The following is a 20,737-nucleotide window of genomic DNA, read 5'->3' on the forward strand; positions in this document are numbered from 1 at the left end:
ATGAACACACAGCTGAAGAGGGGCATGATTGCGATCGTGCTTGCTCTGGTGGTAACGGGTCCCGATTTGACGAATGCTGCCACGGACGGTCCGCATCCTGCTGCAGCGTGCCGCACGCATTCTGCGACTGGCTGGGCGGCGGTAAAAATCCCGCAGGGTACCGTGCCGGGCGAGCTTGCCACCGGTCCATCTCTGACCGCCCAGTGGCCAATCAATAAATGCAGCGGAACGAAAGGACGGGAACCTGGCATCTCGCCGGGCAATGCGACATCCGGGTATCGGCATGTGATTTTTATCTGGCCGATGCTGTAGTGCGGATCGTCATCAACACATGCAAGAGGATCCAGCACCCGGTGACGTTGCGTGATGCGTGATGGAGTGGGGTCCGGCAGAATTACCTTCCGCAGTCGTTTCTTCTGCTGGACAAGTCAGGTAAACCGACCAATCCCGCAGCGTCGTTGGGTATCAGGAAGCGATGTCACATCTGGCGCTTCGATGTTGATATCGCGATGTGATATACGAATTCTTGCGTGCATATCATGCGCCCACTGGCTAAAGGATGGCGTAAAGGGCGATCTCAGCGCTAGGATGCTTCGTTTGTTATCCGACCGGGCCAGCACTGACGAGCGCCGCTGCATCGCTTGCGATGCGATACAGTCTCTCGGCCGCGCCGGTGATGGCACCGGTTCGTGCAGCGCCGGTTCCGGCATACAATGCCATGGCTTCGAAATCACCCGTCATCGAACGCAACGGCGAGTCAGTGCTGAACAGATAGATTGGGCGACCTTCTTCGTCGCCGATTACGGTCCTCTGCGACCCGAACGGATCGCCTCGTTCGCCGCGTGTGACGCTGTTCTGAAGCACGCGTACCCGCGCACCTCGCGGCCAGTTGATATGAAAGACATCCGTCAGGACCGTATCGTCTTCAGCGGCTTCGACGATGCGCTGCTTGTGATACGCGTGGGCAAAGGACTCCTGCGTTGGAATCAAGGCGGTTCCGAGCACGGCACCCTGTGCGCCAAGAGAGAGTACTTTCGCCACATCACCGCCATTGGCGATGCCACCGGCAGCGAGAACGGGAACGCGCGCCGCCGCCACGACCTGGGGAACGAGTTGTGCAAGTGGCTGATCTCCGCGAACGTGGCCACCCGCCTCGCGTCCTTGGGCGATCAGGATCTGCGCACCGGCGTCTTCCGCTGCACGCGCGTCTTCGAGCGAGCCAACCTGGTAGACGACCAGAATGCCCGCGTCGCGCAGCCGCCGGACGATCTGAGGCACGACGTCCCAGAAGAGTCCCACGACGGGCACATCGATTTCGATGCAGGTTGCAATCTGCGCCTCGAGCAGGTCGGCGGGCGTGGAGGCCGGAATCAGGTTGACGCCGAAGGTGTGCGACGTGGTGGCGCGGACGCTTTGCACTTCGGTGCGGATCAATGAGGTTGGCTCGCGCACCATGCCAAGGACACCAAACCCACCGGCGCGAGTCACCGCGCTACAGAGTTCCGCACGCGCGACGCCGCCCATGCCAGCGAGAACAATAGGCCACCTGCAACCGAGCAGATCGCAAACGGGGCGATGCAACGCGTCGGCGATGTCGTTGCCGTCGACGTTGTTAGCATTGGGCGGCATGGCGTTTTCTCCTTTGTACGATTCGGGTAACCGGCGGGCGGCGCAGTAACGCACGGCAGGGAATATCAAAAAGCGATCAACCCGCACCGCCAGGCCACGGTAGCGCACTGGCGCGCGTTCCCACCTTACGCCCGACTATTTCGTAAATCGACACGTCATCATGCTCGAATGCGCTCGCCCAGCCATTCAGATAGTCACACCACGTCTGAAAGCTCCTGTCATCAACCAGTTGCCGCAGCGCCGTCTCTTTTGCCCTGAAGTTCGCTTCCCACAAACGCAGCGTCCTCACGCAATGCCGACGCAGGTTCTGAATGTGTGACACCTCAAGTCCGCCTTCGCGCATGGCTGTCAACGCGTAGCCCAGATCGGGCAGTTCGTCGTCCGGAAAAACATACCGGCTGCAAAACTCGCTATCATCGAACATAAGCCGGCCGCTGCATGGTCCTGTCGACATGATGCCGTGACTGACGAGCACGCCGTCCGCCGCGAGCCGTTCCTGTAGGACGGCAGTGTATTCCTGAAGATCGCTGCGCCCTTCGTACTCGAACATGCCCAGGCTCGTGATCCGGTCGAACCAGCCTTCGACATCGGGATAGGCCTGCAAACGGATCTCGACGCGGTCGGTCAGGCCTGCCGCCCTGACGGACTCGCTGGCCCAATCAAACTGGTTCTTCGACAGCGTAATACCGACGCAACGCGCGCCGAATTTTTCGGCAGCGCGTATCACCAGCGCCCCCCATCCGCAATCGACATCGAGCAGGGTGTGCCCCGGTTGGAGTCCGATTTTCGTCAGTACGTGATCGATCTTTTTTAGTTGCGCGGTGGCGAGATCTTCGTCGCCATGTTCGAACCACGCGCACGAATAGACCATTCGCGGGTCTAGCCACATGGCGTAGTAATCGTTTGGCACGTCGCGCAGATACCTGTCGCGCGCCGGCAGCGCATTTGCCACCATCGTCCTCACGACGGATGACATCTTCAGGTATCCGGCTTTTTCAGGATCGTCCGGCTGCGCCTCCCATCGTTTGCTGTGCGCGGATCTGTTCATCCGCGCACGAGCCTCGCTGAGCCACCGTGTGAATTTTGTGTGGTCGGGCATTTGTCTCTCCGTCAGGGTGATTATCAGTGACCCACATCGACGTGCTCGTTCGGCGCGTCTTGGCGCCTGTTGGTCGGTGCAAAGCGGGTACTCCTCGGAACCCACACACGGCGGAACTGTTCGAGTTCACGCTCCTCCGTGAACACCGACAATGACGGCTTGACCAGGTCGTGCCGGGATACGATGCCAAGCAGCCGAAACGTCTTCTCGTCTTCGACCACGGGAACGCGGTCGAGTCCTGTTATTGCGAGACGCGCCGCTACGTTTCTGCAGGTTTCGCCCGGCAGCGCGATTTCGGGCCGAGCCCGTGCGAAGAACGAGCCAAGCGGGCAGTCGGTCTTTCCGGCGGGAATCCGGTCGAGTAGGGTCCGGTCGGCCATGCCCACGAGGACCCCGGAGGTCACGACGGGATAAGCGCGATACTTCTGACGCGATCCGAAATAATCGCGCAGCACATCAGCGACCGTCGTCTCTGCATCGATTGTTTCGACGGTGCGAGTCATGACCTCGTCGACATAATGCCGTTCGAGCGGGTCGATGCTGTACTCGCGATAAATGTGATAGCCGCGACGGGCGATCTTCTCGGTCAATATCGAGCGGCGCATGACAAGGACAGTAAACCCATAGGCGACCGCCGCGGCCGCCAGCAAGGGAAGCAGGGCATTGGCGTCGCCTGTCAGTTCGAACGCAAACACGGCGGCCATCACGGGCGCGCGCATCATGCCGCCGAGCGTGGCGGCCATGAAGATGAGCGGCCAGACGGCAGGTTCCCCGCCAGGCATGTACGGGGCGGCAAGGGCACCCACGCCCGCGCCCATCATCAGCAACGGGGCCAGCACGCCGCCGGATGTGCCCGACGCTAGCGCAATCACCCAGATGACCGCCTTGACGAGCACGATCGAGATGACGGCCTGTACGGCGAGGTGGTTTTGCAGCAGGTCGCCGATGACGTCGTATCCGACGCCAAGCGTGCGTGGCTGACAATACCCGCCGACCCCGACGGCGATCGCCCCCAATGCTGGCCACCACATCCAGTGAATCGGCAACCTGCCGAAGAGATCTTCCACTTTGTAGAGCCACGTGGACAATCCCCACGACAACGCGCCGGCGATCACCCCGGCGATGGCCGACGACACGATACCGAGCGGGCCGAGCGGTATCGTATGCAGCGGAAACAAAGGGCCGCTACCCAGCAATAGCGGCCGCGTGAAGCCCGCCACCGCACAGGCGATGGCGACGGGCAAAAGGCTGCGGGGCCGCAATTCGAACAGCAGGAGCTCAATGGCAAGCAGCACCGCTGCCACGGGTGTGCCGAACACTGCGGTCATGCCGGCCACTGCGCCTGCTACCAGGAGCGCCTTGCGTTCCGCACTGGACAGATGGAAGTATTGCGCGACGAGCGAGCCGATTGCTCCCCCCGTCATGATGATCGGGCCTTCCGCGCCAAAGGGGCCGCCACTGCCGATGGCGATAGCCGACGCGAGAGGCTTGAGGATCGCCACTTTCGGTGACATCTTGCTTTTGCCAAACAGAATCGCTTCGATAGCCTCGGGTATCCCATGGCCGCGAATCTGCTCCGACCCGAACCGGGCGATCAATCCGACGATCAGTCCGCCAATCACGGGCACCGCTATCACGATCAGCCCAAGTGTGTTCTGGGAAGGCGACCTGTTCGCCGTGGATAACGTCTGGAAGAAGAACAGGTTCGTGAATTGGCGAATGAGGTGCAGCAGGAAATCGGCGGCGACGGTGCTCAGTACGCCGCCGACAGCAGCGATGGCGCTGATACGAAGAAGACGGACATCCCGTGCGAAATCGCCCTTGTGCTCGCTTGTCTCGCTCATCATTTCCCTTGCCGGTAGCCGAATATCTGTGGCGGTCGAACACTCTACATATATCACAATGTGATGTAATGTGTTAAGTTACCGGTAGGTCTGCGATCAATCCCTTAAGGGGCAGCGACAACGCAGCGGGACCACGCGATGGCGTGCAGGGTCGGCGCGTAACGCGGAAGATCTGTTACGCAATGCTCCGGGAGGTCCGACATGTCCGAAGTCATCGCGTTCACAGTCGCATAGTATCGACGACCCGCGACATCTGGGTATGTGAATCCGGTATGTCCGTGCAAACTGGAGGAAGGGTTCCTTAGTGAGGAACATGGCATCATCCCGCAAGCTTAAGGCCGTGACCCTCATAAACGGAGCGCTATACGTTCCGATGCTGGGCATCGTCCTCTTTTTTCCGCGGCACACGGATGACGGGCTTGGCGAAGGCGAGGGCGCATTTCTCGCCTGCAGCTTCTGGCTCGCCGACAACCTGTTCCTGCAAGGCAGGCGCGATGAGGCCAGGACGCTCTTTGAGCGGCTGCTCGGCCTGAGAAACGACGTCGGCCTGCTATCCGAAGAATATGATGTGCATTCGCGTCGACTCGTCGGAAACTTCCCGCAGGCGTTTTCCCACATTGCACTGGTGAATACCGGCCTGACGCTCACACGCGGCCACGCCCGGGCAGGCGCGAGCGGCAACAACATTCACGCAAACGGCAATGACTAGGCGAGAGCGCGACCCGCGAGTATCTCCCAGCTACCGTTCAGCACGTCGCAGGAACTTCCGGATCACCAGTCTGGGCCGCGCCAGGGACGGCCATCTCCTTTTCGACCTGCGCGCGGGCCATGTGCCAGTACTCGTCTGCGCAACCTTCGAGGCTACCGTCCTGTTGCCACAGCTCGAATGCGCGCACACGGATCTTTTCTTCCAAAGTGATTTCGCTCATTTCAGAAACTCCGGGGAGTTGTGATGCACGGAGCCGGCGTGCATGGTCGTCGCGACACGCGTGAAGGGACAGGATAGCAGGCGGGCGATGGTGGGGAAAAGCGGCGACCCTTCATCCGTTGCGGCTGCACCGAGGGGAACAGCGATACCACGAGTGGGTTCAATCCCAGTTTATTTATATCACAACATGATATAAAATGACAGTAGGTAACTCGATGAAACTACCATGGACTGCGCATTACTTCATAAGATATTACGCTTAAATGTCCGATCGGTAAGGCGATCACGTGGTAATTCAAAGGAGCCATCATGCTGATTACATTTCAATCGAGGGCGTCGCCTGATGTGATTATGCTTCGGGATCTTGCCCAATATTTGCTGGGTTTGATCGGAAAGCGGCTCGACGACCGCGGCGTCATAATGCACGATGAACTGCCGGGTGCAATCGGACGGCTGGAAGCTGCGATCTCCGCCGACGCGAAAGCCGAAGAGACGCTGGAACCGTTGCACTGTTCGGCCGACAACCATCAGGAATCGCGTAACCGCCTTTCGCAACGTGCCTGGCCATTTCTGGACATGTTGCGCGAAGCGCGCAAGAGCGATGCGGATATTATCTGGGGCCTTTAGCTGTTCGTTCCGCTCACAGACAGTTCGGTGCATGCCGGTTCGATCTGCGCGCGTCGGTTATCGTCGCGAAAACAAGACGGTGAGCAAAGGTCGATAGCGTGCTCCGATCAGGAGCCCATAGCACGCGCTTCCTTGTTCGCGCGGAGTTCCCGATACTCGTGCCACGTCAGGGCGATGACGACAAGATCCAGTCCGGTTATTAGCAGAAGCCATATCGTGTGAGTGGATGTATATCGGTAAAGCTGATAGGCAATCAACAGGCTGAAGACGGATAGCGATACCGGAAAGTACCAGAGTTTCTCGCGTAGCAAACCGGCAATCAGCCACAGTTTTATTGCTCCGTGGCCGAGCAGGTACACGGCCACGAATCTCTGCTCGCCGACAGAAACATGTTGCAGAGCACGAAGAAAAAGGGCGGCGAGGAAATCACGCGGGTCTTCGCCGAACCCGTTTGTTGTGATCCAGAGCAAACACGTCAGAAGAGTTCGATGAGAAACGACGAACGCGGCGATGCCAGCAACCACTTCCGGAATCGCAAGAATTGCCTTGAACCAAAGGCTCAGTGCGAAGAACAGGTGCAGCTTGTTTTGGGTGAGAAATCCCATTATCCCAGTCACGGAATTTGCTTCAATGAGCCGGACCATGAGTCGTGGCTCGACCTTTGTCATCAACGAATGCTTGCGCATTCCAATGCCTGTCGGAGGATGCCGACAATGAATTAAAGAACGGACAGGTCCGTTCAACCAGGTCGGCGGCCAGCGGGTGCTATCGATTTCGCGCAAGCGTCCGGTCCGTGATCGATCCGCGGCCGTTGCACCGAGTTAAAACTATAACGTGATGGACGGGAGCCCTGCCGTGGCGGTACGCCCGTTCTTCGGATCTGCCCCGTTTGCGTCGACCGGTTGCCTTGAAGCCGGGGACTCACAGTACACATTTCGAAGGCGATGCGGACACCGTCCCGCAAGCGTGACGGCTGCAGCACAGGTCTTCCATCGCCGGCCACAGTCGTTGCACGGCGCTGTTGCGCGCGGTCTTCTCCCACTCAGGTGAAAAGCGGCACCGCTTCGATCAGCGCGAAGCCGATGAGTGCTCCGATCGCCGCGCCGATCAACCGAGGATGCAGTCTCTGCAAGTGCAACCTGTCCAGCAGAGTTCCGATCAGAACGATGCCGAGCAGTGCGAAGGTGACCAGCTGAAAGCCGAGTTCGAAATGGTTGCTAATGACCTTTTGATCCTCCCATGCAAAACCCGATTACGCCGGACTGTCCGGTCAGGTAATCGTGCTCCTGATTAAATATATCACATTGTGACGTATATGGATTTCGATTGTTTGGCTGACGCCATCTTGTCGTCGCAGGTGCGTTCTAGTCTAGTTTGCATCACAAAATGACATATACTGAATTTGCAACGGCCTGTCTTTTGGCGATCTGTCCATCGCACTGGCCGTATCACCGTGCGACAAAAACATGAAGGGCGACATGCCAGCCTTCAACTGCGTTCTTCTCTGTTACGACGGCACCCGAGAGGGGCAACACGCGCTCGCGGATGGTGCCCGTTTGGCGCGGGATCTCCGGGCGCAGGTACATGTGCTTTCAGTGGTCAACAATTTTGCCTGGACACAGGGTGCGGATATTACGTCGGCAATGCCGGCCAGTATTGTCAGCGATTCGGTCAGGAGTGTGCTCACGGAAGGCCTGGAGAAACTCGCTGCGCAGGGAATTCATGCGACCGGGCACCTGGCGGTTGGTGACCCGCTGGATCAGATTCCATTCCTCGCCAGGGACCTGAACGTCGATCTGATCATTGTGGGCCATCATCGAACGAGCAGGCTCGCGCGATGGTGGGGTGGCAGGACTGACGGTCTCCTGCTCGACAGGGTCAGTTGTAGTGTGCTGGTGACCATGGGTCCAGAAGCGGATTCGAACACGAAAACAGACAGCAAGACGGCGTCGCCGGTTGAGCATTCGTAAAGCATTGCCTCGCCATGTCACCTAAAAGAGGAAGTCTGACCGGCCCAGCCCTGTCACCTGCCCATTGTTCGCGTGACTTAAATTTTCAGCGTCTTGACTCTGCATCCCGGGCATACATATAAGAACGGTTGAACGGATAGTCACTTCGAGCGTTGGCGATGCGACCGGTAGAATGGGTAGCCGTTTCGGTCGACGCAACCGGACGCGACGCGAGGATCTGGTACAGCGACGTCCAGCCGCGCTCGAATCCCATTGCGGACCCTGCAAGATACATCCGGTACGCGCGCGTAATCTTTTCCGCGTCCTTTCCAAGTACACGGTACGCATCGTCGAGATGTGTCTCGAGTGCGTCGGCCCAATGCCATAGCGTTCGCGCATAGTGCGGACGCAGGCACTCCGCGTCCACCGGTTCGAGATTGCCGCGCGCCATTTCATCCAGCATCACGCTTACATGCACAAGCTGACCGCCGGGGAAAATGTACCTGTCGATGAAATCGCCCATAGACACCTTGCGCGTTTTTCTTGGATCGGGAAAAACCTGCTCGTTTTGATATCTATATCATAACGTGATATATTAATTTTGCGTCCGATGCGCGCCAGTGAGGATGCATCGGACGGCGGAGACCAACCGTAGGACCACCCGAGAGCGATACGCAATCGCCCGGCATGTCGGCTTACGGCTTCTCTCATCAGTTCATATTCAGACGGCGCAATGCCGCCGTCCTTACAGGACGGAGTCTGGAACAAGGGAGGCATCATGTCGCTCATCGTTGCCGCACGATTCACCACATTTCCTGCCGCCGAAGACGCTGCCGAGCGGCTCTTTCGAGCCGGTTGTGTCGAAGAGGACGTGTCGCTGTTCTTCGTTAATCCGCCCGGGCAGCACGCGCGCTATCCGATTGGCGGCGACCAGGACAAGGGCGCCGCTTCCACCCATGCGCCGAGGGGGCAAGCATGGGCGTGACGATCGGCGCGGCCATCGGCGCCATAGTAGGGGGCGGCATATTCACGGCGTTTTCGGCACCTGTGCTGGTGTCCGCGATCGCGGCAGGTGTCGGCGCGTATATCGGCTCGCTGATCGGCGCGATGTACAGGACGCGCAACGTGAGCAAGAGCATCCGGCAAGAGCGCATACACTACGCGCAGCGCGACTCTGGCGTGCTGCTCGCTGTCCACGTCACGCCGGAAACGCAGCAGAGTGTGGCCAATGTGCTGCGCGAGGCGGGCGGTGCGTCGATCGAGCGCGCGTCGGGACGCTGGCAGCAGGGACGTTGGGCGGACTTTGACCCGACGCGGGCGCCGCAGCCGGTGCGAGCCAGCGAGCCCTACGCCGACAGGGCGCGCGAACGTCACGCTTGATTGTCGCTTAATCATGTGGTGCCGAAACATCGGGGAGTGGTCCGGCCTTGCGGACGGAACGCCACCTTCGGTGTGCCGGGTCCGTGGCCCCGCGGCAAGAGAGGCACATCCGCATTGTCATCACTGGCAGTTGTCGGGTTCTTGCGCCGACATCCGTACTGAAAATCCGATATCCACCATTGAGGTCCACGCGATGTGACTCCGGCAATTCGCGACATGATCTTCAACAAGGTCAACCGTTCCTCGTGATTAACGATTATTTGATTCATGCCGCAACCCTCAGAACATGTACGGTTCAAAAATCAAATGCGCAACTCCTCGTCGTTGCACTGGCTGCTCAGACCATTCCAATCTTCAAACTTGCAGCGAGTTTGACTACCTTGCTGCGTGCAGGAAGTTCAGCGAGCGAGACGTGTTCGATGACATTGAATAGTTTGTCCGGATAGCCGGGTATGCGCTGGCCAAAGAGCATGATGCAACGACCAGCGTCATGACGACGGGAACCGTAAGCGATTCCTTGAGCGTCGGGTCTTTGGTCAAATGCTGCCTGTGCCCACTGTCGGGTCTGCGGGTAAAAGGCTGGCAGACTTTCGATCAACCGATGTCGCTCCAGTCCCAGTGCAGGTAGATACGGACTATGAAAGCTCACACACTGGATCGGATCATCGAATGCGATGCGAGCAATCTGATAGCTGTCCAGCCTGTCGAGATCGAAGCTGCCTGCCGGGTTAAGGGGGACGTCGTGAAAAACTGACTCCATGATTGCGCAGTTAAACGTGCTGGCTGCGTAGTAAGTGTGGACGGGCGTTGCGTCCGGTTGTTTGAGCGGTGCGAACCGGGTGTCGCCCCAGCCCATGGCAAAACTGGACGCCGTGTTGGGATGAGGATCCACTGAATAGACGTGATACCACTCTGACACGTCTTCTCGGGTTATTTCCTCCAGTACGAACTCTTCACTATCGCGCGGAGCGGGGATCCAGATCACGCGCTGTAGCTCCCATGATGCCGACGAGCCGCTGCCAGGACATCATCCGGACGGTCTAGCGCGTCCCTGGGGGCCACTGGCCGTGGATCTCCCGGGCCCTGCGTCGCGATCCAGCCGTTTGGAGCATGAAACCATGCAGCGATCTTCCACGTATCGGCAACGGGTCCGAGCGCAGCAAGGATCTCGCGAATGATGGGCAAGGGCTGGCACAGAGCATCGAACTGATATGCCGCAAAGTATTCCCGGCCATTCACGTTCACGCTATAAATCCGGCCGCGGCGTTTCCAGTCGCTGGCCGGCTGGGACTTGCTGCCCGGCGGCGTCTGCTGCAGAGCATTTATCTGCTCGGACGTCAGCCAGTCGCCGGACTCGAAAACAGCGCGCATTGTCGCCATTCGCTGCTGCCGCTCAAACAGCAACTCGTCGGATGGCTCGACGAGACGGGTCACCAGACGCACAATTTCGTCCGCCCGCTCGATGACGCCTTGACTAGCATCTGGAGTTGAGAGCATCAGTCTTGCAGCCCGCTCAAAGCTTGCCTGGAAGGATTCCGCAACCGCCGGGTTGACCCCTGCTGGCAGCGGGACACTGAACTGGACGTATCGACCTTCGGAGCCTTCGACCTTCGCGTGGTCATCGAGAATCATTGCGACCTCCACCAATGCCAACATTGCCGACATATTAACACGTCTCGGCAAAGTCGGCGCGGTTAGGTCGATGCACAAAGCGAGATAAATTTGACATAAGGTTTTTAGCGAATTGGCCCTATTTAAGCGGATTGGCAGGTTATTTGACCGTCTAGCCTGGAGCTACCTGAGTCAGTCCAAGCCGACCATTAAACGCAACCTGGCTAATACGACTTATCAGGATTAACTGGCGACGGGCGACCCTGCTTTTCGCCTCGGGAGACGCTCACGCAAGTAAAGTGTGTCTAGATTGCAAGCAAAGTTGTGTCTGTCCCGGCGACCTTCCATTGCATACGACGTTTTCTCCCGATTGGGAGAAGGTTGGCGTCTGATTTGCACGTCGTGATCGCTTCGCAATCGTTCTGCTGTCTATTTTGTTGCGAAATCCTTTCGAAGTGTGCATCGCGATACAACTTTACTTACAGGGCCAGGCCTCGATAGACACAACTTTACTTGCAATGGAAATTGCCACCGGATCCTTTGCCAGTGTGCCTGAGCGGGGAATTTCACGACGCACCACGATAGGCACAACTTTGCTTTAGTGAGCGTCTTCGCTCACGCAAGTAAAGTTGCGAAGGGCCTGGTCAACGTTGCGTTGCCCGACCGGATGTATTCGGGCTTGTAACGACATCCGGCATATCGCGTGCTGGCCGCGATATGCCGCGGGTAGCCGATCGAGCCACCCGTCATGACCCGAATGCTGTCAAAACCGATGTCGAATTCCGACCCGAACCGCAGTCTGGCTGTCAGTTGCTGACGCGGTCTGGCCGGTAATCTGCGCAACTGCCGGCTGATTGAACGAATCCGTTCCAGACGCGTGCTGATACACGACAATCGTATAGACGTCAGTGCGCTTTGAAAGGAAGTAATCCAGGCCAAGCGCTCCCTGGTGATACGAGGCACTAGCCTTGCCGTCCGACCCGGAATTGTGGGTATAGCTATAGGCGACACCGGCTAGCAGGGAAGGCGTGATCTGGTATTTGAGATTAGCCTCTGCAACGTTGAATGTCGCATTCCCACTGTACCCAAAGGGATTTGGGCCGGACGAAGCCGTATTCCCCAGCCCTTTGAACTGCACATTCGAGTAGGTCGCTCCCAATGTTGCGGCGCCGATCTGATAGGCGGCGCCAGCGCCGATGATCTGCACCGTATTCGCCGACGCATACCCGGCGTAAATCGGATTCGACTGCGCGCTGGTCGTGCTACCGACCGAACCGATGTTATTCGTCGCGGGCGTCGTTCCGGCGTTCGGGTTTGTTCCATAGAAAGACAGATTCGGATTCCGTGCATTCAGGTATGCAGCCCCCGCTGAAAATGCACCATTTGCGTAACCTACTCCGGCAGACCAAAGCTGCTTGCTCCCGACGCTGCCTGGCACGCCACCAAAGCTGTACATGCCGCTGAACGACAGTCCTTTGAAGTCGGGGCTCTGGTACTTAACCGAGTTGTTGATCCGCCGCGTGTTCAGGAAGTTGTCCACGTCGACCGCATGCGACGCCATGTATCCGCCCCATTGCGCCGCCGCGGCGAACGGGCCTACTGTGGTGGCCACTGGGTCGTACTGTCGGCCGAGGGTGACCGTTCCGGCTGGAGACTTGAGGCCAACGTAGGCTTGGCGGCCCACTCCAGCGCCCCCCTGTCCGAGCGCACCCGTGCCGATCGAGAACCCACTCTCGAGCCGGAATATCGCGCTCATTCCGCCACCAAGATCCTCAGTGCCAAGCAGACCCCACCGACTACCATTCTGACCACCAGTGACGCCGTCCTGAAACGAGTACTGACTGTGACCTATCAGCTTGCCGTCGCTACGGCCGGTTTGAGCGTTGCTTAGATAATTGAGGCCGGCATCCACCAGACCGTAAAGCGTAACACTGGACTGTGCATAGAGATTGAAGCTCGCAAACGTGCAAATAGCGCCCAGTGCGAGATGCGACATTCCAAAATTGTTTTTCATTTCGTCTCAAGTAGTAGTACTAATAAAATTATTGTCTAGATGGAAAAGCGCTTGTGGAAAGTGACTACGTCGTAAAGAAGGCCAATTTATATGGTTCGGGAAAAAATGGCGGCGTCGAAATAGCCCCGCCTTCAGCCGGTTTCCTCACTCATGCGATGCGTCGCCTACGATTTTGACTGATGTCCCTGAGAGATTCCTACACGATCTGGGCCGACGGATGCCGCGGTGGAGCGCACATCGGAAGACGTAGCTCGGTAGAAGCCAATACACACCACGGCTGCTGCAACACACGACCCGCCCATCAGATACAGGCTGGCATTGAAGTTGCCAGTTGCTGTCTTGAGTGCCGCTATTGCGTATGGTCCAACTATGCCGGCAACGCCCTGCATGACGGTTATCAGCGCCAGCCCTGTGGCAGCGTGGCGGCCAACCAGAATACGGCCGGGCATTGCCCACGTTAGAGCGTAGGCGCTTGCGATACCGATCCAGGTGCAGGTGAGACAAGCCAGCGCAGCAAAGACGTTGTGCGAGAAGCGCGTCGCCAGGAATAGGCCCACCGCACCGAGCAGGGCTGTGCAGACGAAGTGCCAGCATCGTTCACCTGTGGCATCCGAATGCCGTGCGATGAGTACTGAAGCCACGACGCCACACAATGCAGGTATGGTCGAGTACCAGCCGGTTTGAGCAATGCTAAGGCCCATGCCTTTGAGCAGGGCAGGTTGCCAATACGTCAGCCCGAGCGTTGCGATCAGAACCAGAAAACCGATCGCGCCGCAAGCCCACATGCGAGGATCGAGCAGGAGTTCTGATAGCCGTTTCCACACAAAATGGCTTTCGATCTCTCCATCGCGACGCAAATGATTCTGCAAGCGCTCACGATCCTCCGCTGCAAGCCATTTTGCCTGTGCCGGCGTATCTGACAGGATGCCATAGGTGATCAGCCCAAACAGGATGCACGGTAGACCTTCACCGACGAACAGCCACTGCCAACCTTGCAAGCCGAGTGTACCGTTGAGCTTTGTCATTAACGTTGCCGCAACCGGGCCTGAGATGATGCGGGCGACGCTAGTGGCTGTGTAGAAAATCGCGGCTGCTTGCGCACGGCGTTTGTCGGGATACCAGAGGCTTAGGTAGTACAAGACACCGGGCGCGAAGCCGGCTTCGAACGCCCCGACCATAAACCGCAAGATATAGAAGTGCGTCGGCGACTTGACGAGGGCCATCGCAACCGTGCATGCGCCCCACAGCGACATGATTCGCAGCAGCGTCTTGCGAATACCGACATTCGCGAGAATGACGTTACTCGGGACTTCAAACGCAATCAGGCCGGCGAATAGTGCGCTTGCGCCGAGGCCGAACACGGCGTCAGAAAAGCCGAGTTCATCCTTCATCTGCAACTGTGCAAAAGCGATATTCGTCTTGTCAAGGTAGTTCAATACAAAGCAAAGCCAGACAATTGGCAGAATGTGCCAACCGATGCGCCGGAACAGGCGCGCGTCGTCAGGCTCGTTTACGTGCGTGATCGAGTCATGGATGGGCCGGCTCATCGGGAGCCTCCCGACAGTAAACCGCGCCCAGGTATATGAGCACCCCGAGCGAACGATAGATATTGAGATCGCATGATGTCTCCTCCATTTTATGAACGTCAGATTTGGTCGTCGATCAACCGCCACTAACCTTGCATATAGACGACGTGGGTGTGGGTGTACTCGTAGAGCCCGTGCTTGCCGTCTGCGCCGCCGATTCCTGATTTACGGACGCCGGCATGAAACCCCTGCATCGCCTCGAAATTCTCCCGGTTCACATAGGTCTCGCCAAAATCGAGTTCACGAACGGCCTGCATTGCGCTTGAGAAGCTGCGTGTATAGACCGACGAGGTGAGTCCGTATTCGCTGGCATTCGCCAGTGCGATGGCTTCGTCCAGATCCTTCACGACCTGCACGGGAAGGACAGGGCCGAAGATTTCATCCCGCATGATTTCCATCTCGCCTTTGCAATTGGCGAGTACGGTCGGTTGATAGTGAAAACCGGCTTCGCTTGCCGCCCGCTCACCGCCCGTGACCACGGTTGCGCCATCTGCCACTGCCCGTTCGACCATCGCCGCAACCTTGTCGAGCCCCGCACGGTTGACCAGCGGTCCCATGTCGATTTCGCGTCCTGCGAGCGGATCGCCATAACGAACAGTCTTCATCGACGAGGCAATCTTTGCGACGAACTCATCGGCGACTGCACTTGCGACGTACACGCGTTCCGCGCAGTTGCAGACCTGTCCCGTGTTGATCACGCGTGAATCGCGAATGGCTTTCACCGCGAGGTCTAGATCAGCATCGGCGAGGACAATGGCGGGCGCTTTGCCACCGAGTTCAAGATTGACCTTGGTGAGATTTTGAGCCGCGGCTTTCATGATGGCGCTGCCGGTTCGAACGCTACCCGTAAAGCTGATGAGATCGACATCCGGATGGGCTGCGAGTCGCGCGCCAATATCGCCGCTGCCGTAGACCACGTTGAAAACGCCGTCAGGTAGTCCGGACTCGGCTGCGATTCGAGCGAACTCGTGGCAGTTGTTCGGTGTCTCTTCACTTGGTTTGATGACAATCGTGTTTCCGGTCACGAGGGCAGGCGCCATCTTTCGCGCGATGAGGAAGAACGGAAAGTTCCATGGCAGAATCCCCGCTACCACCCCGACGGGCTTTCGCAACATCAGGATAGTTTCGTTCGGCCTGTCGCTGGTGATCACCTCACCTTCAATGCGGCGTGCCCATTCCGCCATGTAATCGAGATAGTCCGCGGTGAAGTTCACCTCGACTTCGGCCAAGGGGAGAGTTTTCCCCTGCTCGCGGGAGATGACTGTGGCGAGATGCTGATTGTTGCGACGGATGCCCTGCGCAATGTTGCGAAGGAAGCCGGCGCGGTCAACGGCGGGGCGCAGCGCCCACGCTCCGCTCGCGGCGGAAGCTGCTTCGATTGCGCGATCAACGTCGCCGGCCTCACTTGCCGGTGCGCGAGAGATCATTTCGTGTGTAGCAGGGTTGGAAACGTCGAAATGATTGATCGCCGGGGAGAAACGCCCGTTGATGAAGTTTTCGATAGTCGGAATCGAGTGTTGTCCAGACTGGGGCATGATGGCTCGCTTTAAGGTCGGTTTGCGGTGGCGGCGGGTTGGCGCAGCATGGGAATCAAACTAGACGCGGGTTTCGTTCCTTGTAGACAGAGCGCTGATGCCAGTACGGGTAGGGCGCGTGTTGATGGCTCGCCTCATCAAGACGTGTCATCTCTTCGGACGTGAGCTGGAAATCGGACGCGGAAAGGTTCTGCACAAGCTGCGTCTCGTTTCTGGCGCCGACAACAACGCTCGCGATGCTAGGCCGTTGCAGGAGCCAATTGAGCGCGATTTGTGAGACCGGGCGTTCGTGCGCAGCCGCGATGGCTTCCAACAGGTCGATGAGGTCATAGAACTGCTCTTCCGGAATCGCGGTGCGAGACCCCAGGCTCGCGACCCGGCTACCTTCGGGAGCCGGTCGGTTGCGCGCGATCTTGCCCGAGAGGAGGCCCGCAGAAAGTGGGCTCCACACAATGGTGCTGACATGCTGATCGACCGCGAGTGGCATGAGTTCCCATTCGAAGTCTCTCGCCACGAGGGAGTAGTAGACCTGGTGAGCAATATGGCGCGGCCAATCATGCTCGCCAGCGAGGGCGAGCGATTTCATGAGCTGCCAGCCCGAGTAATTCGAGCAGCCGACATGGCGAATCTTTCCCGCCCTCACAAGTTCATCGAGCGTTGACAGCGTTTCTTCCAGCGGCGTCAGCATGTCAAAGCCGTGCAGTTGCCACAGGTCGATGGTTTCGATGCCGAGCCGCTTAAGGCTGGCGTCGCAGGCCTTTATCAGATGCTTGCGGGTCGCGCCGATGTCGTCGTCAGCGTCACCCATGCGAAAGCCAGCCTTGGTGGCAATGATCATCCGGTCGCGTCGCCCCTGGATGGTTTGCCCGAGGATTTCCTCGGACAGACCGCGCGAGTAGACGTCCGCCGTATCAAACAGCGTTACGCCAGCATCGAGCGCAACGTCGACAAGCCGGCGTGCTTCGGCGACATCGGTTGCGCCCCATGCTTTATAGAATTCGCTTCCGCCGCCAAAGGTCGCCGTGCCAAGACTCAGCGCGGAGACCGTGAGGTCGGAGCCACCAATCTTTCGATATTCCATTTGATCGTTCCGAGGAGATTTGCAGTAGGGGTAGGAATCGAGCAGGCTACTGGTTCGCGGCCTTTTCCTGCTCGAGTACGAGATCCCACACGGACTTTGCGATCGGCTGATCTTTTTCTTCGAGGATCTGTGCGAGGAGGCTGGCGCAACGTCCAGTCAGCATCAGGCCCCGGCCGAAGAGCGGATCGAAGCCCATGTCGGCGATGATTGCGCCAAGCGCACCAGCGCCATTCAGTTGGAACGGCTTGCCTTTGATCGCCGAGAGTTCGGTGGCGAGGGCGTCCATGATTCGCCAGTGCAGCCGGTAATATCCGTTCGCGCGAGCGATATCGCGCAACACCGGCACACGCGGGTCGCCTCCTTCATATCCGCTGCCGATGCCGAGCACGGGGCGCTTGTTCTGCTTTGCCGTGTCCAGATAGGTTCGCGCTGCTGCCTTGATGTCGTCATCGTCAGGCGAGGCGGAAAGAGTCGACGCGATATCGATCAGCGACTGCGCGATATTCTGGGTCGGTCCCAGATAGACGCTTCCGCCGCCGAGGAGCCCGGCAGCCAATGCACCCTGGAGTGCTTCTGGCGCACCGAGCCACGTCAATCTTGAAGCAAGCACGCTGGGGGTAATGCCGTGACCGCTCGCCATCACCAAAACAAGGTTGATCATGACCTTTTCCTGCGGCGTTGGCACGCGGCCAATGCTGGTGAGAAGGATCATGTCGACGAAATCGTGTTTCCCGAGAATTTCCGTTGCGAGGTCCTTGCCGCGAATCACGATCGAGTCGACCGTGCTATGTCCGATCTGGCTGGCTATCATCAGTTTGCTCCTTGCTTCACGCTCAATACTGCGTCGAGTGCCACGACGCCCTGGCCCTCCACACGCACCGCGAGCGGGTTGATTTCGACTTCTTCGATTTCCGGGTGTTGAACGACGAAGTCGCTGAGACACACGAGCGCCTTGACGAGCGCATCGACGTCGAACGGTGGCTTGCCACGAAACCCGGCTAGCAGTTTCGAACAACGTGTTTCCGCGATCATTTGCCGCGCGCGGGTCTCGTCAAGCGGTAACAGTCGGCGGCTGACATCCTTGAAGAGTTCGATCGCGATACCGCCAAGTCCGACGGTGCAGACGGGGCCGAAAACCGGGTCACGGTGAATGCCGACCACGACCTCCGCGAATGGTGCGTCAAGCATTTCCTCTACCAGTACGCCGTCAAGCACATTGCCAGGCGCCTGACTTGTCACTGCGTCCATGATGGCGTCGAATGCAGACGATGCTTGCGCTGCCGAATCAATGCCGAGCCGCACACCGCCAACGTCGGACTTGTGTGTGATCGTCGCGCTTACGATTTTCATCGCTGCTTTGCCGATTTCGAGGCGCGTGAAGGCGCGTGCTGCTGCGTCACGATCTGACACAACCGCTGAGCGTGGCACCGGAATGCCCGCGGCAGTGAGAATCGCTTTCGCTTCGTGCTCCCTGTGCGTGCCGTGCGCGGCAACGATTCTTTCCGCAGATGCCGACGCTTCGCGAGTCAGCTCATAGGGACGCCAGTTCGTGTCGTACGAGGATTGCCAGTCGCCATGGTCGATATACCGGCACAGCGCGTTGACTGCGTTGGTAACAGAACGCGCCGGAACCATTCCGCCCTCGACGAGCGCAGGAAATCCTTGACCAGGCTTGTCGCTCATCCAGGCCATGACGATTGGCTTGTCGATTTCGCCCTGCAAACGGACGGCGCTCTGTGCGGCCTGGTTCGTGATATCGCCATAGTCGAATGGAATCGGATAAAGCACCGCACCGACTTCCGGGTCCATACTCACGGTCTTGAGTGCTTCATATCCCAATTCGGGGTTGGTAAGAACAATGCCCGTTGTGTCGACCGGGTTGTCGATGCTCGCGTATTCCGGCAGTTGCGCGCGTAACCTGTCGAGCGTCGGGTCGCTGAACGTGGCTAGCGTCAGATTGGCCGAGCCGATCTTGTCTGCTGCGAGCGCTGCCGTTCCACCGGAATAGCAGAACACGGCGAGCTTTTCGCGCCCAGTCGCCTGGCCACGCGCGAGCAGTGCCGCGATGTCGACGAGTTCGTCGACATCGTCTACCTCGATCACCCCGAGTTCCCGGAAGACTGCGCTGTTGATTTCGGCGGTTCCACTGATCGCAGCCGTATGGGATTGCGCAGCCTTCACGCCGTATTCGGACTTGCCGATTTTCATCGCAATGACGGGTTTGCCGTTGCGCGCCGCATGCTGGCACGCTTCGAGAAAGCGTGGACCGTTGCGGATGCCTTCGAGATTGGTCGCGATGACCTTGATGTCATCGGCCGTCGCCATATAGTGAATGAAATCGCTTACTTCGAGGTCGACCTCGTTGCCCGCCGAGCACCAGAGTCCCGTGCCGATACCTCGCGCCATGGCCTGCAGGACAGTGCGACCCATGCCGCCGCCTTGCGTGGCAAGACCGATTGGACCGGGCATCTGGTCGAGTTGCCAGGCCGGCGAAAACGTCATGCCAAGACCGGCATTGATGTTGTTCAGGCCAGGGCAGTTGGGCCCGTAAATCCGCATACCGGTTTCCTGTGCGATACGCAGCATGCGCTCCTCGGCGAACTTGCCGTCGTGACCCGCTTCACCAAAACCGGAAGTGAACACGATGCTGAACTTCACGCCCTTGTTCGCGCACTCCTGTAGGGCCTCCAGCACGCTTTCGGCTTTGACCGCAACGATGGCGAGGTCCAGGTCGTCGTCAATCGCACTGACTGACGGGAGGCAAGGCATGCCGTTGATCGCAGACTTGGTGGGATTCACGAGATGCAGCTTGCCTGCCAGGCGGGAATATCGCGTGAGGTTTTCGAGCGTACGTCCACCGACACTTTGCGGCCTTTCAGACGCTCCAATGAGCGCGATGGAGCGGGGCAGCATGAGATGGGAGAGATCGGAAAATGCATTCATGATGCGAGAACCTCCGCCGACACTGCGCGGGTATGCATCAGATAGACCACGCGGGATTCGATCAACGTCTCGTCGTTCTGATTCTTCGTGACGCGTTGGAAAATGGTCACGCCGCGTTGCGGATTGCGCGTCTGACGCTGTTCGAGAACTTCAATCTCGACATGAATCGTGTCGTTGATCAGCGTAGGTTTGATGAACTTGATGGTGTTTTCCATCACGGCGATCTGGGTCTGTTCCATTAACAGATGCACGAGGCTGCGCGTTGCCAGCCCCACACTCACGGAAGCCACCAGCATGCCGTGCGCGATGCGCTGTCCAAACGGGGTTTGCTGAGCGAACTCCCGGTCCACGTGTGCGCGATTGAAGTCTGCGGTCAGCCCTGCGAAAGCACCTACGTCGGCTTCGGTGATGGTCCGGCCGCCCGTCTTGAAGACCGTACCAGGCACAAGATCGTCCCAATACAGGCGGGTATCTGCAATGTCGTTCAAGGTAGTCATGGCTAGTGAATCAT

General features: G+C 58.6%; 17 protein-coding genes and 4 pseudogenes. 5 read left to right on the forward strand and 16 right to left on the reverse strand.

The features are described from left to right. Positions 1–312, forward strand: coding sequence for a hypothetical protein (locus H1204_RS44785; protein ID WP_180735392.1), 312 nt, complete (start codon positions 1–3; stop codon positions 310–312). Between the two features lie 309 nt (positions 313–621). On the opposite strand, the pseudogene H1204_RS44790 reads toward H1204_RS44785, so the two are convergent. From H1204_RS44790 to H1204_RS44800, 3 genes and pseudogenes are all read right to left on the reverse strand, one after another. Then, positions 622–1,629, reverse strand: a pseudogene (locus tag H1204_RS44790) (nitronate monooxygenase); the annotation flags it as partial. Between the two features lie 76 nt (positions 1,630–1,705). Next, positions 1,706–2,542, reverse strand: a pseudogene (locus tag H1204_RS44795) (cyclopropane-fatty-acyl-phospholipid synthase family protein); the annotation flags it as partial. A 209-nt stretch (positions 2,543–2,751) separates the two neighbouring features. Next, the gene (locus H1204_RS44800; protein ID WP_180735394.1) at positions 2,752–4,575 is read right to left on the reverse strand and encodes a chloride channel protein; all 1,824 of its coding nucleotides are present in this window, start codon (positions 4,573–4,575) and stop codon (positions 2,752–2,754) included. Between the two features lie 310 nt (positions 4,576–4,885). Between H1204_RS44800 and H1204_RS44805 the strand changes: the two genes are divergently transcribed. Further along, positions 4,886–5,281 carry a glycoside hydrolase family 15 protein gene (locus H1204_RS44805; RefSeq protein WP_180735395.1) on the forward strand — a complete coding sequence of 132 codons (396 nt, stop codon included), beginning with the start codon at positions 4,886–4,888 and terminating at the stop codon, positions 5,279–5,281. A gap of 37 nt (positions 5,282–5,318) precedes the next feature. On the opposite strand, the gene H1204_RS44810 is transcribed toward H1204_RS44805, so the two are convergent. After that, a complete protein-coding gene (locus H1204_RS44810; RefSeq protein WP_180735396.1) occupies positions 5,319–5,501 on the reverse strand; it encodes a DUF2934 domain-containing protein in 183 nt (60 codons plus the stop codon). 308 nt (positions 5,502–5,809) lie between these two features. On the opposite strand from H1204_RS44810, the gene H1204_RS44815 reads away from it, so the two are divergent. Further along, positions 5,810–6,127, forward strand: coding sequence for a DUF1840 domain-containing protein (locus tag H1204_RS44815; RefSeq protein ID WP_180735397.1), 318 nt, complete (start codon positions 5,810–5,812; stop codon positions 6,125–6,127). Between the two features lie 107 nt (positions 6,128–6,234). Here the strand turns inward: H1204_RS44815 and H1204_RS44820 are convergent, their stop codons facing one another. Continuing rightward, on the reverse strand, positions 6,235–6,732 hold the full coding sequence (locus H1204_RS44820; protein WP_180736327.1) for a DUF2127 domain-containing protein: 498 nt from the start codon (positions 6,730–6,732) through the stop codon (positions 6,235–6,237). A gap of 437 nt (positions 6,733–7,169) precedes the next feature. Next, the gene (locus H1204_RS52180) at positions 7,170–7,349 is read right to left on the reverse strand and encodes a hypothetical protein (protein ID WP_243469117.1); all 180 of its coding nucleotides are present in this window, start codon (positions 7,347–7,349) and stop codon (positions 7,170–7,172) included. Positions 7,350–7,605: 256 nt separating this feature from the next. Between H1204_RS52180 and H1204_RS44825 the strand changes: the two genes are divergently transcribed. After that, a complete protein-coding gene (locus H1204_RS44825; protein ID WP_180736328.1) occupies positions 7,606–8,097 on the forward strand; it encodes a universal stress protein in 492 nt (163 codons plus the stop codon). An 85-nt stretch (positions 8,098–8,182) separates the two neighbouring features. Here H1204_RS44825 and H1204_RS44830 read toward each other — a convergent pair. Continuing rightward, positions 8,183–8,599, reverse strand: a pseudogene (locus H1204_RS44830) (class I SAM-dependent methyltransferase); the annotation flags it as partial. Between the two features lie 255 nt (positions 8,600–8,854). Here H1204_RS44830 and H1204_RS44835 point away from each other — a divergent pair. Then, a pseudogene (locus H1204_RS44835) lies at positions 8,855–9,456 on the forward strand (hypothetical protein). A gap of 337 nt (positions 9,457–9,793) precedes the next feature. Here H1204_RS44835 and H1204_RS44840 read toward each other — a convergent pair. The 9 genes from H1204_RS44840 to H1204_RS44880 all read right to left on the reverse strand — a co-directional run bounded on the left by H1204_RS44840 (position 9,794) and on the right by H1204_RS44880 (position 20,723). Continuing rightward, positions 9,794–10,441, reverse strand: a complete 648-nt coding sequence (locus H1204_RS44840) for an RES family NAD+ phosphorylase (protein WP_180735399.1) — start codon at positions 10,439–10,441, stop codon at positions 9,794–9,796. After that, positions 10,438–11,088 carry a hypothetical protein gene (locus H1204_RS44845; protein WP_180735400.1) on the reverse strand — a complete coding sequence of 217 codons (651 nt, stop codon included), beginning with the start codon at positions 11,086–11,088 and terminating at the stop codon, positions 10,438–10,440. Before H1204_RS44845 ends, H1204_RS44840 begins: the two co-directional genes overlap by 4 nt. A 742-nt stretch (positions 11,089–11,830) precedes the next feature. Then, positions 11,831–13,063 (reverse strand): porin, encoded by a 1,233-nt coding sequence (locus tag H1204_RS44850; RefSeq protein WP_243469118.1) that lies wholly within the window; start codon positions 13,061–13,063, stop codon positions 11,831–11,833. A 182-nt stretch (positions 13,064–13,245) separates the two neighbouring features. Further along, positions 13,246–14,628 carry an MFS transporter gene (locus H1204_RS44855; protein WP_180735402.1) on the reverse strand — a complete coding sequence of 461 codons (1,383 nt, stop codon included), beginning with the start codon at positions 14,626–14,628 and terminating at the stop codon, positions 13,246–13,248. Between the two features lie 125 nt (positions 14,629–14,753). Beyond that, positions 14,754–16,202, reverse strand: a complete 1,449-nt coding sequence (gene aldA / locus H1204_RS44860) for an aldehyde dehydrogenase (protein WP_180735403.1) — start codon at positions 16,200–16,202, stop codon at positions 14,754–14,756. 55 nt (positions 16,203–16,257) lie between these two features. Beyond that, positions 16,258–17,283, reverse strand: coding sequence for an aldo/keto reductase (locus H1204_RS44865; protein WP_180735404.1), 1,026 nt, complete (start codon positions 17,281–17,283; stop codon positions 16,258–16,260). Positions 17,284–17,329: 46 nt separating this feature from the next. Beyond that, positions 17,330–18,094, reverse strand: a complete 765-nt coding sequence (locus H1204_RS44870; protein ID WP_180735405.1) for a citryl-CoA lyase — start codon at positions 18,092–18,094, stop codon at positions 17,330–17,332. After that, a complete protein-coding gene (locus H1204_RS44875) occupies positions 18,094–20,226 on the reverse strand; it encodes an acetate--CoA ligase family protein (RefSeq protein WP_180735406.1) in 2,133 nt (710 codons plus the stop codon). The genes H1204_RS44870 and H1204_RS44875 overlap by 1 nt, the downstream gene beginning before the upstream one ends. Further along, positions 20,223–20,723: a MaoC/PaaZ C-terminal domain-containing protein gene (locus H1204_RS44880; protein WP_180735407.1), complete on the reverse strand. Its 501-nt coding sequence runs from the start codon at positions 20,721–20,723 to the stop codon at positions 20,223–20,225. The genes H1204_RS44875 and H1204_RS44880 overlap by 4 nt, the downstream gene beginning before the upstream one ends. Positions 20,724–20,737: the final 14 nt, after the last annotated feature.

This window comes from Paraburkholderia sp. PGU19, assembly GCF_013426915.1.
Lineage (GTDB): Bacteria > Pseudomonadota > Gammaproteobacteria > Burkholderiales > Burkholderiaceae > Paraburkholderia.